The sequence below is a fragment of the Mycobacterium sp. DL592 genome (assembly GCF_011694515.1).
Lineage (GTDB): Bacteria > Actinomycetota > Actinomycetes > Mycobacteriales > Mycobacteriaceae > Mycobacterium.
In genome coordinates this window covers 414882-429142 of sequence record NZ_CP050192.1, presented here as the reverse complement: position 1 = coordinate 429142, position 14261 = coordinate 414882, and the positions used below count along the sequence as shown (strand labels likewise).

The window sequence follows — 14261 nt, the reverse complement described above, 5'->3', positions numbered from 1 at the left end:
GGAAGTGCTAGAGCCGTTCGATGATGGTGACGTTGGCGGTACCGCCACCCTCACACATCGTCTGCAGGCCGTAGCGGCCGCCGCGGCGCTCCAACTCGTTGAGCATCGTGGTGAACAGCTTGGCCCCGGTCGCACCCAGCGGGTGGCCGAGCGCGATCGCGCCGCCGTTCGGGTTCACCTTCTCCGGGTCGGCCTTGGTCTCCTTGAGCCAGGCCATCACCACGGGCGCGAAGGCCTCGTTGATCTCGACGACATCGATGTCGTCGATCGTCAGGCCCGCCTTGTCCAGCGCGTACTTGGTGGCCGGAATCGGGCCGGTCAGCATGAACACCGGATCGGCGCCACGGGCACTGATGTGGTGGATGCGGGCCCGCGGGGTCAGGTTGTGATCCTTGACCGCCTGCTCTGAGGCCAGCAGCACAGCGCTTGCGCCGTCGGAGATCTGGCTGGCCATCGCCGCGGTCAGCCGGCCGCCTTCCCGAAGGGTCTTGAGGCCGGCCATCTTCTCCAGGCTGGATTCGCGCGGCCCCTCATCGATGCGGAAGTCACCGACCGGGACGATCTCGTTCTCGAAGTGCCCGGCACGGATCGCCGCAAATGCCTTCTCGTGGCTGTTGAGCGAGAACTCTTCCATCTCCTCGCGGGACAGGCCCCACTTCTCGGCGATCATCTCAGCGCCGCGGAACTGCGAGATCTCCTGGTCGCCGTAGCGCTCCAGCCAGTGCTGCGACTCGTTGGTCGGCGAGGTGAAGCCGAACTGCTCGGCCACGGTCATCGCCGAGGAGATCGGGATACGGCTCATGTTCTGCATACCGCCGGCCAGGATCAGATCGGCCGTACCGGCCATGATCGCCTGCGCCCCAAAGGAAATGGCCTGCTGGCTGGAGCCGCACTGCCGGTCGACGGTCACCCCGGGCACCTCTTCGGGGAAGCCCGCGGCCAGCCAGGTGTTGCGGCCGATGTTGCCCGCCTGCGGGCCGATGGTGTCCAGGCAGCCGACGATCGCGTCCTCGACGGCGCCGGGGTCGACGTCGACCCGGTCGAAGACGCCGCGGAAGGCCGCCACCCCGAGGTCGATGGGATGCACGTGGGCCAGCGAGCCGTTGCGCTTACCGACCGCGGTACGCACAGCCTCGATGACGTATGCCTGTGAGGCGGGGGCCATGTCGATCTCCTTACTTTGGGGCGGCTATTCCGCCGAGGACGATGGAAAGGTATTGGCGGCCAACCTCTTCAGCCGTCAGCGGGCCACCGGGCTGATACCAGCGCACGGATACCCAGGTGGTGTCGCGGATGAAGCGGTACACCACGTCGACGTCGATGTCGGGCCGGAAGCAGCCCTGCTCAATGCCTTCGTTGAGCAGGTCCAGCCACATCTTGCGCTGCTCTTTGTTTCGGGTGTCGACGAAGTCGAACTGCGGCAGCGAGGACAGCCGTTTGGCCTCGTCCTGGTAGATGACCACCTGAGCGTGCCGGTCCTCGATGGCCTCGAACGACGTCATGAACAGCCCCTTGAGCCGTTCCAGCGGGTTGGGTTCGGACTCGACGATCTCCTGGTAGCGGCCGAACAGCCAGTCCAGGAAGTCGCGCAGGACCTCCTCGACCATCTGCTCTTTGCTCTTGAAGTGGTGATACAGGCTGCCGGACAGGATGCCCGCCGAATCGGCGATGTCGCGCACGGTGGTGGCGCGCAGACCGCGTTCGGCGAACATGGTCGCGGCGAGATCGAGAAGCTCGTCGCGACGGCTGACCGGCTGTTCTGTCATGGGTGCTGGCTCGATACCGAAATCACTTCGCCGGTGAGGTAACTCGAGTAGTCACTGGCCAGGAAGGCGATCGTGGAGGCGATCTCCCACGGCTCGGCGGCCCGGCCGAAAGCCTCGCCCTCCGACAGCCGATCCAGCAGGTCGGTCGAGCTGACCTTCTCGAGGAACTTGTGCCGGGCGATGCTCGGGGACACCGCGTTGATCCGCACCCCGAACTCGACGGCTTCGATTGCGCTGCAACGAGTCAGGGCCATAACGCCGGCCTTGGCCGCGGCGTAGTGCGACTGCGAGTGCTGTGCGCGCCAGCCGAGCACACTGGCGTTGTTGACGATCACGCCGCCTTGTCCGGCCTCTCGGAAATACCGCAGCGCTGCCCGCGTCGCCCGCATCACCGAGGTCAGCGTGACGTTGAGAACGCGGTCCCACTCCTCGTCGGTCATGTCGACCACGGGCGTCTCACCACCGAGGCCGGCGTTGTTGACCAGCACGTCCAGGCGCCCCATCCGGGCGGTGGTCGAGGCGATCAGCGCGTCGACCTGCGCGGTGGACGTGACGTCGCACACGACGCTCTCCACCCGGCCGAGGCCGAGTTCGGCGAGCTGGTCCCGGGTCTCACCGAGCCGGCGTTCGTGGTGATCGGAGATGACGACGTCGGCGCCTTCGGCCAGCGCACGACGCGCTGTCGCCGAACCGATGCCGGTGCCCGCCGCCGCCGTGACCACGACGACCTTGCCGGTCAGCAGACCGTGGCCGGCGACCTCCTGCGGCACATCCGCCAATGAGCTCACTAGCCCTTCGCCTCTCGCGGTAGGCCGAGCACCCGCTCGGCGATGATGTTGCGTTGGATCTCGTTGGAGCCGCCGTAAATGGTATCGGCGCGGGAGAACAGGAACAGCCGCTGCCACTCGTCGAACTCGCCGCCGGCCATCAGCAGGCCGGACTTGCCCTGGATGTCCATCGCCAGCTCGCCGAGGTCGCGATGCCAGTTCGCCCACAGCAGTTTCGAGACGTTGTCCTGACCGGGCTGTTCGACGTCCATGGTCGCCAACGCGAAGGAGCGCATCGTCTGCAGACCCGCCCAGGCCCGGGTGAGCCGCTCCCGGATCAGCGGATCGTCGATCGCTCCGTTGGCCTTGGCCAACTCGACGACACCGGAAAGCTCACGGGCATAACGGATCTGCTGGCCCAGCGTCGAGACACCGCGCTCGAACGTCAGCAACCCCATGGCCACCCGCCAGCCGTCGCCCGGCTCGCCCACCACCAGGCCGGCGTCGGCGCGGGCATCGGTGAAGAACACCTCGTTGAACTCCGAGTCACCGGTCAGCTGAATGATCGGGCGGATCTCCACGCCGGGCTGATCGAGCGGCACCAGCAGGAAGGACAGACCGGCGTGCCGCTTGGAGCCCTTCTCGGTGCGGGCCACCACGAAACACCATTGCGCCCAGTGCGCCAGCGACGTCCACACCTTCTGGCCGTTGATGACCCAGTGGTCCCCGTCGAGCACCGCCGAGGTCGCGACGTTGGCCAGGTCGCTACCCGCGCCGGGCTCGGAGTAGCCCTGTGACCACAGCTCGGTGACATCGAGGATGTGCGGCAGGAACCGCTTCTGCTGCTCGGGAGTTCCGAAGGCGATCAGGGTGGGCCCGAGCAGTTCCTCACCCAGGTGGTTCACCTTGTCCGGGGCATCGGCCTTGGCGTACTCCTCGTAGAAGGCGACGCGGTGCGCCACCGACAGACCGCGGCCGCCGTGCTCGACGGGCCAGCCCAGGCAGGTCAGTCCGGCCGCCGCCAGATGGCGGTTCCAGGCCAGCCGCTCTTCGAAGGCTTCGTGTTCGCGCCCGGGGCCGCCGAGACCCTTGAGTGCGGCGTATTCGCCGACCAGGTTGTCGGCCAGCCACTCGCGGACCTCAGCCCGGAACTCCTCGACCGTTATCACCCCTGTAGGCTAACCTACCAAGCACTTGCTTTGTTAGCCCGGTCGGTGATGACGGCGCGAGACCGTGATGAGCAAGACCAAAGGAGCATTGATGGAGCGCAGCGACCCGCGCACGACGCCCGCTGTGCTGGACCGGATGGCCCGCGAACTGGGCGACCGGGAGGCGTTGGTCACCGAGGAGCGCACCTTCACCTTCGCCGAACTGCGCGAGGAAGTGCGCCAGGCCGCCGCGGCCATGATCGCGCTCGGGGTCGCCGCCGGCGACCGGGTAGCGATCTGGTCGCCGAACACCTGGCACTGGGTGGTCGCCTGCTTGGCCACCCATTACGCCGGCGCCGTGGTGGTTCCCCTCAACACCCGCTACACCGCCGCGGAGGCATCCGACATCCTGGCCCGCACGCATGCGCCGCTGCTGATCGCGATGGGCCGCTTCCTCGACACCGACCGCGTCGCCGACCTCGACCTCGCCGCGCTGCCCGATCTGCGCCACATCGTGCGGGTGCCCCTCGATACCGACGACGGGACATGGGACGAGTTCATGGCGGGCCCGAAAGCACCCGCTTCGGAGGTCGACCGCCGTGCCGCTGCACTGTCCGGCGACGACGTCTCCGACATCCTGTTCACCTCGGGCACCACGGGTCGCAGCAAAGGCGTCCTCTGTGCACATCGGCAGTCCCTGGCGGCGCCGGCCGCGTGGGCGGCGTGCGGTCAGCTCACCAGTGCCGACCGCTACCTGTGCATCAACCCGTTCTTCCACAACTTCGGCTTCAAGGCCGCCATCCTGGCCTGCCTACAGACCGGGGCCGCTCTGATCCCGCAGCTGACCTTCGACCCCGAGCAGGCCTTCCGGATCGTCCAGGACCACCGGGTGACCGTGCTGCCCGGGCCGCCGACGATCTTCCAGACCCTGCTCGACCACCCGGCCCGCAAGGACTACGACCTGAGCTCGCTGCGGTTCGCGGTCACCGGCGCGGCGACCGTCCCGGTGGTGCTCATCGAGCGCATGCAGGCCGAACTCGACTTCGACATCGTGCTGACGGCCTACGGGCTCACGGAGGCAAGCGGATTCGGCACCATGTGCCGGGCCGACGACGACGCGGTCACCGTGGCGACGACGTGCGGGCGACCGATCGCCGACTTCGAGCTGCGGATCGACTCACCGGATTCAGGGGGGGCCGGCGAGGTGCTGCTGCGCGGACCCAACGTGATGCTCGGCTATCTCGACGATCCGGCCGCCACCGAGGCCGCCATCGACACCGAGGGCTGGCTGCACACCGGCGATATCGGAACAGTCGACGCCGCAGGCAATCTGCGCATCACCGACCGCCTCAAGGACATGTACATCTGCGGCGGCTTCAACGTCTACCCCGCCGAGATCGAGCAAGTACTGGCCCGCCTCGACGGTGTCGCCGACGCAGCGGTGATCGGCGTGCCCGACGAGCGGCTCGGCGAGGTCGGCAGGGCGTTCATCGTGCGACGGCCCGACAGCGAGCTCGACGAGCAGGCGGTCATCGACTACACCCGTAAGCACCTGGCGAACTTCAAAGCACCACGATCGGTGGTGTTCCTGGCAGCACTGCCCCGCAACCCCGGCGGAAAAGTGGTCAAACCCACACTGCGAGAGATGGTCTGATGGATCTCAGTTACGACGACGCCACCCGCGAGTTCCGCGACGAGGTGCGCGACTTCCTGGCCGCCAACAAGGCCTCGTTCCCGACCAAGTCCTACGACACCGCCGAGGGTTTCGAGCAGCACCGGCACTGGGACAAGGTGTTGTTCGACGCCGGGCTGTCGGTGATCACCTGGCCGAAGAAATACGGCGGCCGGGACGCGAGCCTGCTGCAGTGGGTCGTCTACGAGGAGGAGTACTTCCGCGCCGGAGCGCCAGGACGCGCCAGCGCCAACGGCACCTCCATGCTGGCGCCGACGCTGTTCGCGCACGGCTCCGAGGAGCAGCTGGACCGGGTGCTGCCGAAAATGGCCAGCGGCGAAGAGATCTGGGCCCAGGCCTGGTCGGAGCCGGAGTCCGGTAGCGACCTGGCCTCGCTGCGCTCGACCGCGACCCAGACCGAGGGCGGCTGGCTGCTCAACGGCCAGAAGATCTGGAGCAGCCGGGCACCGTTCGGCGACCGCGGGTTCGGGTTGTTCCGGTCGGACCCGAGCGCCGAGCGCCATCGCGGACTGACCTATTTCATGTTCGACCTCAAGGCCGACGGCGTGACCGTGCGCCCGATCGCCCAGCTCGGTGGCGACACCGGGTTCGGAGAGATCTTCCTGGACAACGTATTCGTGCCCGACCACGACGTGATCGGCTCGGTGCACGAAGGCTGGCGGGCCGCGATGAGCACCACCAGCAATGAGCGGGGCATGTCGTTGCGCAGCCCGGCGCGTTTCCTGGCTCCGGCCGAGCGGCTGGTTGACGCATGGACGTCACACGGCTCCGACCCCGCCTACGCCGACCGGGTGGCCGACGCCTGGATCAAGGCGCAGGCCTATCGACTGCACACGTTCGGCACCGTCACCCGGCTGTCCCAGGGCGGTGAGCTGGGCGCCGAGTCGTCAGTCACCAAGGTGTTCTGGTCAGATCTCGACGTAGCACTGCACCAGACCGCACTGGAGCTTCGCGGGGCGGATGCCGAACTCGCCGACTCATGGACCGACGGTCTGCTGTTTGCGTTGGGTGGCCCGATCTACGCCGGCACCAATGAGATTCAGCGCAACATCATCGCCGAGCGACTGCTCGGGCTGCCCAAGGAACCCTCCGCGAGCTCTGGGAAGACGAAATGAAATTCGCACTCGACGAACAGCAGCGGGACTTCGCGGCGAGCATCGACGCCGCCCTGGGAGCCGCCGACGTACCCAGCGCGGTGCGGGCCTGGGGACAGGGCGACACCGCCCCGGGACGCAAGGTCTGGGCGACGTTGACCGACCTCGGCGTCACCGCCCTGGCCGTTGCGGAGAAGTTCGACGGTATCGAGGCCCACCCGGTGGACCTGGTCGTCGCACTCGAGGCGCTGGGCCGCTGGTGCGTGCCCGGCCCGGTGGCCGAATCCATCGCGGTGGCACCGGTTCTGCTCGCCGACGACGAGCGCTCCGCCGCGCTGGCCGCCGGTGAGCTCATCGCCACGGTGGCGCTGCCGCCTGCGGTGCCCCGCGCCGCCGACGCCGACTTCGCCGGACTGGTACTGCTGGCTCACGACGGCACGGTCACCGACGCCGCCGCCGGCAGCGAGCACGAGTCCGTCGACCCGGCCCGAAAGTTGTTCGACGTCAACGGGGTAGGCGAAGGTTCTGCCGCCGACGTCGCGAAGGCATTCGACTTCGGCGCGCTGGCCACCGCCGCGCAGCTGGTCGGCGCGGGCCAGGCGATGCTGGACATGTCGGTGGAGTATGCCAAGCAGCGCAGCCAGTTCGGCCGCATCATCGGCAGCTACCAGGCGATCAAGCACAAGCTGGCCGACGTGCACATCGCCCTGGAACTCGCCCGCCCGCTGGTGTACGGCGCAGCCCTGTCGCTGGCCGACGGCTCACCGGACACCGCCCGCGACGTCAGTGCGGCCAAGGCGGCCGCCTCCGACGCCGCCCTGCTGGCCGCGCGTTCGTCGCTGCAGACCCACGGCGCCATCGGGTTCACCTCCGAGCACGACCTGTCGCTGTGGCTGCTGCGGGTGCAGGCCTTGCATTCGGCCTGGGGCGACCCCACCACCCACCGCCGTCGCGTGCTGGAGGCCCTGGCATGACATCGCTGGAAGAACGGCAGATGCTGCGCGACACCGTCGTCGCACTGATCGACAAGCACGCCTCCTCGGCCGCGGTGCGCGAGGCGATGCAGTCACCCCGCGGGTACGACGAGACGCTGTGGACGCTGCTGTGCGAGCAGGTCGGCGTCGCCGCGCTCGTGGTACCCGAGGAACTCGGCGGTGCCGGCGGTGAATTGGCCGATGCGGCAGCGGTTCTCGAGGAGCTGGGCCGCGGACTGGTCCCGACACCGCTGCTGGGCACCACCCTTGCCGAGCTCGCACTGCTGGCCGCCGACGAACCTGACGGCGAACTGCTGGAACAACTGGCCGCGGGCGCGGCGATCGGCGCCGTCGCGCTCGACCCCGACTATGTGGTCAACGGCGACATCGCCGACGTGGTGGTCGGCTTGGAAAAAGACTCAGCGGGTGCCCGGCTGCAACGCTGGAACGACGTCACCGCCGAGGTGACACCGACCGTCGACCCGACGCGCCGGCTCGCCCGGGTGGTCCCCGGATCGACCGAGCCGATCGGAAACGATCCCGGCCTGGCCGATCTCGCCGCGATCCTGCTGGCCGCCGAGCAGGTCGGCGCTGCCGCGCGCTGTCTGGAGCTGACGGTGGCCTACACCAAGGAGCGGGTGCAGTTCGGCAGGCCGATCGGCAGCTTCCAGGCGCTCAAGCACCGGATGGCCGACCTGTACGTGTTGGTGCAGTCGGCGCGGGCCCTGGTCGGCGACGCGGTTGCCGACCCCACACGGGCGTCGGCGGCGCTGGCCCGGCTGTCGGCGAGCGAGGCGTTCACCACGGTCGCAGGCGAGGCCATCCAGTTGCACGGCGGTATCGCCATCACCTGGGAGCACGACATCCAGCTGTACTTCAAACGGGCGCACGGCAGCGCCCAGCTGTTCGGGCCGCCGCGCGACCAACTGCGCCTCCTGGAATCCCAGGTGTTCTAACCTGACTTCGGTGAAGTCCACCGCGGTCAACCTGCCCCATCCGATCGGCTACGTCCTCGGCGGGGGCGGCAGCCTGGGTGCGGTCCAGGTCGGGATGTTGCAGGCCCTCAGCGAGCGAGATCTGGGTCCCGACCTCGTGGCCGGCACCTCCGTCGGATCGATCAACGGGGCGGTCCTGGCGTCCGACCCGGTCGGAGCCGCCAACCGGTTGTCCCACGCGTGGGCGCGGATGACCCGGGAGGAGGTGTTTCCCGGCGGTCTGATCGCCCAGGCGCTGCTGTTGCAGCGGGTCAAGACCCACCTGTTCCCCAACACCGGGCTGGCAGCCGTCATCGCCGACTTTCTCGGTCCCACCACGGATTTCGCCGATCTCGTCCTGCCGTTCGCGGCCGTCACCGTCGATGTCGCCACCGCGCAGCCCCACGTGCTTCGGGCGGGGCCCCTGCTGCCGGCGCTGTTGGCCAGCTCGGCCATTCCCGGCATCTACCCGCCCGTCGACCACGACGGGCGGCGGCTCTACGACGGCGGCGTGGTGGCCAACGTCCCGATGCGCCAGGCCGTCGCGATGGGCGCCCGCTCGCTGGTGGTGCTGGACTGCTTCTTCCCCGGTCAGCTACCGCGTTCGACCGACACCATCGCCGACATTCTTCTGTACACCGCACTGGTGACCATGCATTCGCAGTCGGTGTCCGAGGCGACACTGGTGGCCGAGAGCATCCCGGTGGTGTACCTGCCCGGACCGGCGCCGCGGCTCGTCTCGCCGCTGGACTTCACCCACACGGCCGAACTGATCGAGGACGCGTACCTCTCGGCGCGACGGTTTCTCGACGACCTTCACGTCGACGGACCCGGGCTGTACCGTCAGGGCCCGCCGGCGGCGGGTGCTCTAGCGTGAGCCCGGTGAATGATCGCGTGGCGTTGCGGGCCGGTATCCCACCGTTCTACGTGATGGACGTGTGGCTGGCCGCCGCCGAACGCCAGCGCACCCACGGCGATCTGGTGAACCTCTCGGCCGGCCAGCCCAGTGTCGGCGCCCCCGAGCCGGTGCGCGCGGCCGCCGCCGCGGCGTTGCAAGCCAACCAGCTGGGCTACACCGTCGCGCTGGGCATCCCGGAACTGCGCGAGGCGATCGCCAACTCCTACGCCGACCGCTACGGCCTCCACGTCGGCGCCGACGACGTAGTGCTGACCACGGGTTCGTCGGGCGGATTCCTGTTGGCGTTCCTGGCCTGTTTCGACGTCGGCGACCGGGTGGCCATCGCCAGCCCCGGCTACCCGTGCTACCGCAACATCCTCTCGGCGCTGGGCTGCGAGGTGGTCGAGATTGCGTGCGGTCCCGAGACCCGATTCCAGCCGACCGCGCAGATGCTGGCCGAACTCGACCCACCCGTAGCGGGTGTGATCGTGGCCAGCCCGGCCAACCCGACCGGCACGGTGATTCCGGCTGATGAGCTCGCGGCGATCGCCTCGTGGTGTGACGAGACCGGGGTGCGGCTGATCAGCGACGAGGTGTATCACGGCCTGGTCTACCCCGGCGCCCCGGAGACCTCGTGCGCCTGGCAGACCTCCCGCAATGCGGTTGTGGCAAACAGCTTTTCGAAGTACTTCGCAATGACGGGATGGCGGCTGGGCTGGCTGCTGGTGCCGCCCGCGTTGCGGCGGGCGGTGGACTGTCTGACGGGCAACTTCACCATCTGTCCCCCGGTGCTGCCGCAGTATGCGGCGGTGGCCGCGTTCACCCCGGAGGCCATCGCGGAGGCGCAGGGACACCTGCACCAGTACGCACTCAACCGTGAAACCCTGCTCAGTGGGCTGCGCCAGATCGGCATCACCCGGCTGGCCCCGACCGACGGCGCGTTCTACGTCTACGCCGACGTCTCGGACTTCACCTCGGACTCGTTGACGTTCTGCGAAAGGCTTTTGGCGGATACCGGTTTGGCGATCGCACCGGGCATCGACTTCGACACTGTGCACGGCGGATCATTCGTGCGGCTGTCCTTCGCCGGACCTGCACATGACATCGACGAGGCGCTGCGCCGGTTGGGGCCTTGGCTGGGCGCCTGAAGCCCTTGCCGATGGCAACGAGATCAGCCGTTTGATCGCACTCTCGCTGAGCGGGATCTTCTCGGCGACTTCCTGCTCGCCAATACCGTGGGCGCGGCCCTGGTCGGGGCGATCACGCTGCGTATGCACGAGATGGCCGCCGCTCTGGCAGGCACCGGCGCGTGCTGAGCATAAATCTTGCGGCGCACCGGCTCAGCTGGTGCAGTCATCCCATGCCCTTCATCGAGTACAACGACGAACGCATCTACTACCGGCACTGGGCCGCGGCCGAGCCCCGCGCCGCAGTCGTGTTCCTGCACGGCTTCGGCGAGCACACCGGGCTCTACCACCGGTACGGTTTCGCCCTCAACGCCGCCGGGATCGACCTGTGGGCTGTCGACCAGATCGGCCACGGGCTGTCCCCCGGTCCGCGGGGCAACTTCGGCACCATCGAGGACAGCTCGGCGCTCGCCGAGGCACTGACCGAATTGGCCGAGAAGTCCACTCCCGGCATACCGCTTGTTGCACAGGGACATTCGTTCGGATCGATCGTCACGTTGTTCCGGCTCCTGGAACAACCGGACCGCTACCGGGCCGGCGTGATCTCCGGTGCGCCGGTGGTCGCCGTCCCCGAACTTCTCGACACCGACTCGTCGTTCGAACTCGATCCGAGCTGGTTGTCCAGCGACCCGTTCTACGTCGACTCGCTGGAGAACGATCCGCTGGCATTCGTGGAGTCCGACGGTACGGCGCTGACCCGTGAACTCGACCGGGCCTGGGACCGCTTCGGCGCCGAACTGCCGGCGCTGAGCGTGCCGACCCTGGCAGTGCACGGCGAGAACGATCCGATCGCCCAGATCGGGGCGGTGCGCGCCTACTCCGAGCAGATACCGGCCCTGCGACTGGCCGCCTTCGCCGGCGCCCGCCACGACATCCTCAACGAGTCAGTGCACCGCGAAGTGGCGTCGACGATCGTCGAATTCATCGACGAGCAGACAGGGGCCTAAAGCCAGGTGTCGTTGGTGGTCGTGGTCAGGAAGGCCTCGAGGTCGTCACGCCACTGCGCGGGGGTGTTCTTGTCCGGCTCAATGCCGGTGTACTCGCCGCGATAGAACAGCAGCGGACGGGGTTTGACCTTCGGCACCTCAGACAGCGAGTGCACCAGACCGAACACCACGAAATGGTCGCCGCCGTCGTGCACCGAATGCACGGTGCAGTCGATGTGGGCCAGCGAGTTGTCCAGCACCGGGGACCCGAGCTTGGACAGATGCCAGTCCACGCCGGCGAACTTGTCGGGCTCGCGGGATCCGAACCGCGCGCAGGTATCTCGCTGCTTTTCGGTCAGCACGTTGACGCAGAATTTGCCGCTGGCCTCGATGGCCTGCCACGACCGCGACACCTTGGTCGGGCAGAACAACACCAGCGGCGGTTCCAGCGACAGAGCCGCAAACGATTGGCAGGCAAAGCCGTTGGGCACATCGTCATGCATCGTGGTGATGATGGTGATGCCGGTGCAGAACTGGCCGAGCACGTGGCGGAACGTGCGCGGGTCGATCTCAGGGGCGGACATCGCTACTTGAAGCCCACCGAGAAGTCGTGGCCCCACAGGCTGACCGCGGTGCTCTCCCGGGCGACCCAGCCCTGATCTTCGACTTGCAAACCCTCACAACCGAATTCGATGTCGAAGCCACCCGGGGTCTTGATGTAGAAGGACAGCATCTTGTCGTTGGTGTGCCTGCCGAGCGTCGCCGACATCTTGACCTTGCGGCGCAGCGCGCGGTCCAGGCACAAGCCGACGTCGTCGGAGTTCTCGACCTCGACCATCAGGTGCACGATACCGGTCGGGTTGGGCATCGGCATGAAAGCCAGCGCGTGGTGGCGCGGGTTGCAACCGTAGAACCGCAACCAGACCGGATCGCCGTCGGCCGGGCGTCCGGCGATCTGCGGCGGCAGGCTCATCGAATCCCGCAACCGGAAGCCGAGCACGTCCTGATAGAAGGCCTGCGCGGCAGCATCGTCGTCACAGGTGAGAACGACATGCCCGAGGCCCTGCTCGGCGGTGACGAACTTGTGCCCGTACGGGCTGACGAAGCGGCGGCCCAGATACTGCGCACCGTGGAACGCCTCGAGAACGTTGCCGGCCGGATCGGAGAAGCGGATCAGCCCCTCGACCCGCCGTTCCGACTTGTCCTCGCGGGTGCCTTCGGCGAAGTCGACGCCAGCCTTGGCCAACGTTTCCCGCAGACCCTGCAGCGCCGCTGCATCGGCGACCTCCCAGCCGGAGACCAACAGCCGGTCCCGCTCGCCTGGCACGATCACCAGGCGGGCGGCGAACTCGTCCATGCGCAGGTAGAGAGCATCGGGGATGGCCCCGTCACCTTCGACCATGCCGAGCACCTTCAGCGCGAACTCACGCCAAGCCGCCACATCAGTGGCCTCGATCCGCATATAACCGAGCGCCTTGATGCTCATGGGGTGCACCTCCGGGGAAGTCGATTGTCGAACGTGTCGAACTGCTCCAACCGGCTACACCATGGTGTCGCCGAGAGGCAGACCGAACTCCTGGTTGCCGAACATCACGTAGGCCCGCTCGGCATCGTTGGCGGCGTGCACCCGGCCGGCGTGCGCGTCACGCCAGAACCGCTGCAGCGCAGTCTCGGTCTGCAGGGCGGTGGCACCGGCAGCCTCGAAGAGCCGGTCGATCGCCGTGATCGCCCGCTGGCTGGCGCGCACCTGGTCGCGGCGAGCCTTGGCCCGCAGCTCTAGCGGAACTTCCTTGCCCGCCAACAGCAGTGCGTACTCGTCGGCGAGGTTGCCCGACAGCTGCAGCCACGCCGCGTCGATATCGCTGCCGGCCTCGGCGATCCGGACCTTGGCGAACGGATCGTCCTTGGCCTTCTCGCCTGCGTAGGCGGCACGCAACCGCTTGCCCTGGTGCTCGATGTGAGCGTCGTAGGCGCCGAACGCCATACCGACGATCGGAGTCGAGATGGTGGTGGGATGCATTGTTCCCCAAGGCATCTTGTACACCGGCGCGGTGTTGGTCTTCAGTCCGGGCGCGGTGCCGTCGCTCATGGCCTTGAACGACTGGAAGCGGTGCCGCGGCACGAAGACGTCCTTGATCTCCAACGTCTTGGAGCCGGTGCCCTTGAGCCCGACCACATACCAGTCGTCGATGATCTTGTAGTCGCTGATCGGGATCAGGAAGCTGCCGAAGTCGACGGGGCGGCCGTCCTTGATCACCGGGCCGCCGACGAACGTCCAGCTGGCGTGATCGCAACCCGACGACCAGCGCCATGCGCCGTTGACGATGTAGCCGTCGCCGGACTCCGTCACGACACCGGCGCCCATCGGTGCGTAGGACGACGAGATCCGCACCGTTGGGTCGTCACCCCAGACGTCCTGCTGGGCCTGCTGCTCGAACTGGGCCAGGTGCCAGTTGTGCACACCGAGAATGCCCATCGCCCAGCCGGTGGACCCGCAGGCGCTGGCCAGCCGGCGCACCGCCTCGAAGAACAGCGTCGGGTCGGACTGCAAGCCACCCCACTGCTCGGGCTGTACCAGCTTGAAGAACCCGACCTCGTCGAGCTCGGCGACCGTGGCTTCGGGTACCCGGCGCAGATCCTCGGTCTCCTGGGCCCGCTCCCGCAGCCGCGGGAGCAACTCGTCAATACCGGCTAGGACCGATTGCGCGTCACGCTGTTGAATGGACGTCACTGCATGCCTCCCAGAAATGCGTTACTGGACCCAGACTAGAACACGTTACGATTTGTGTCGAGCAGCGCGGTACTGGGGCTGGTGGCGGTATGGATGGTCATTT

At 67.8% G+C, this 14261-nt stretch carries 14 protein-coding genes; 7 read left to right on the top strand and 7 right to left on the bottom strand.

Annotated elements, in window-relative coordinates; all coding sequences use genetic code 11:
- Positions 1 to 7 precede the first annotated feature (7 nt).
- The 4 genes from fadA6 to ipdE1 are packed head-to-tail and all read right to left on the bottom strand — an operon-like array spanning position 8 to position 3702.
- Positions 8 to 1165, bottom strand: a complete 1158-nt coding sequence (gene fadA6, locus HBE64_RS02060) for a steroid 3-ketoacyl-CoA thiolase FadA6 (protein WP_167097314.1) — start codon at positions 1163 to 1165, stop codon at positions 8 to 10.
- A gap of 10 nt (positions 1166 to 1175) precedes the next feature.
- Positions 1176 to 1766 carry a TetR family transcriptional regulator KstR2 gene (gene kstR2, locus HBE64_RS02055; RefSeq protein ID WP_167097312.1) on the bottom strand — a complete coding sequence of 197 codons (591 nt, stop codon included), beginning with the start codon at positions 1764 to 1766 and terminating at the stop codon, positions 1176 to 1178.
- Complete coding sequence (ipdF, locus tag HBE64_RS02050; RefSeq protein ID WP_371744158.1) at positions 1763 to 2545, bottom strand: (5R,7aS)-5-hydroxy-7a-methyl-1-oxo-2,3,5,6,7,7a-hexahydro-1H-indene-carboxyl-CoA reductase; 783 nt, start codon at positions 2543 to 2545, stop codon at positions 1763 to 1765. Before ipdF ends, kstR2 begins: the two co-directional genes overlap by 4 nt.
- Positions 2546 to 2553: 8 nt before the next feature.
- Positions 2554 to 3702 (bottom strand): acyl-CoA dehydrogenase IpdE1, encoded by a 1149-nt coding sequence (gene ipdE1 / locus HBE64_RS02045; protein WP_167097308.1) that lies wholly within the window; start codon positions 3700 to 3702, stop codon positions 2554 to 2556.
- Positions 3703 to 3793: 91 nt separating this feature from the next.
- On the opposite strand from ipdE1, the gene fadD3 reads away from it, so the two are divergent.
- The 7 genes from fadD3 (at position 3794) to HBE64_RS02010 (ending at position 11448) form a co-directional block, all read left to right on the top strand.
- The gene (gene fadD3, locus HBE64_RS02040) at positions 3794 to 5335 is read left to right on the top strand and encodes a 3-((3aS,4S,7aS)-7a-methyl-1,5-dioxo-octahydro-1H-inden-4-yl)propanoate--CoA ligase FadD3 (RefSeq protein ID WP_167097306.1); all 1542 of its coding nucleotides are present in this window, start codon (positions 3794 to 3796) and stop codon (positions 5333 to 5335) included.
- Complete coding sequence (locus HBE64_RS02035; RefSeq protein ID WP_167097304.1) at positions 5335 to 6489, top strand: acyl-CoA dehydrogenase family protein; 1155 nt, start codon at positions 5335 to 5337, stop codon at positions 6487 to 6489. Before fadD3 ends, HBE64_RS02035 begins: the two co-directional genes overlap by 1 nt.
- On the top strand, positions 6486 to 7442 hold the full coding sequence (locus tag HBE64_RS02030; RefSeq protein WP_167097302.1) for an acyl-CoA dehydrogenase: 957 nt from the start codon (positions 6486 to 6488) through the stop codon (positions 7440 to 7442). Before HBE64_RS02035 ends, HBE64_RS02030 begins: the two co-directional genes overlap by 4 nt.
- Positions 7439 to 8398: an acyl-CoA dehydrogenase family protein gene (locus tag HBE64_RS02025; protein WP_167097300.1), complete on the top strand. Its 960-nt coding sequence runs from the start codon at positions 7439 to 7441 to the stop codon at positions 8396 to 8398. Before HBE64_RS02030 ends, HBE64_RS02025 begins: the two co-directional genes overlap by 4 nt.
- 10 nt (positions 8399 to 8408) lie before the next feature.
- Complete coding sequence (locus HBE64_RS02020) at positions 8409 to 9293, top strand: patatin-like phospholipase family protein (RefSeq protein WP_243841466.1); 885 nt, start codon at positions 8409 to 8411, stop codon at positions 9291 to 9293.
- Between the two features lie 5 nt (positions 9294 to 9298).
- Entirely contained in the window at positions 9299 to 10462 is a 1164-nt protein-coding gene (locus HBE64_RS02015; RefSeq protein WP_167097298.1) for a pyridoxal phosphate-dependent aminotransferase, read from the top strand.
- Positions 10463 to 10674: 212 nt separating this feature from the next.
- Positions 10675 to 11448, top strand: a complete 774-nt coding sequence (locus HBE64_RS02010; protein ID WP_167097296.1) for an alpha/beta fold hydrolase — start codon at positions 10675 to 10677, stop codon at positions 11446 to 11448.
- Here the strand turns inward: HBE64_RS02010 and hsaB are convergent.
- From hsaB to hsaA, 3 genes are read right to left on the bottom strand one after another with little or no spacing between them, the layout of a single operon-like run.
- Positions 11445 to 12011, bottom strand: coding sequence for a 3-hydroxy-9,10-secoandrosta-1,3,5(10)-triene-9,17-dione monooxygenase reductase subunit (gene hsaB / locus HBE64_RS02005; RefSeq protein ID WP_167097294.1), 567 nt, complete (start codon positions 12009 to 12011; stop codon positions 11445 to 11447). The two genes, HBE64_RS02010 and hsaB, sit on opposite strands and share 4 nt — an antisense overlap.
- Positions 12012 to 12013: 2 nt before the next feature.
- Positions 12014 to 12913, bottom strand: a complete 900-nt coding sequence (gene hsaC, locus HBE64_RS02000) for an iron-dependent extradiol dioxygenase HsaC (protein ID WP_167097292.1) — start codon at positions 12911 to 12913, stop codon at positions 12014 to 12016.
- Positions 12914 to 12967: 54 nt separating this feature from the next.
- A complete protein-coding gene (gene hsaA, locus HBE64_RS01995) occupies positions 12968 to 14158 on the bottom strand; it encodes a 3-hydroxy-9,10-secoandrosta-1,3,5(10)-triene-9,17-dione monooxygenase oxygenase subunit (protein ID WP_167097290.1) in 1191 nt (396 codons plus the stop codon).
- Between the last annotated feature and the right edge of the window lie 103 nt (positions 14159 to 14261).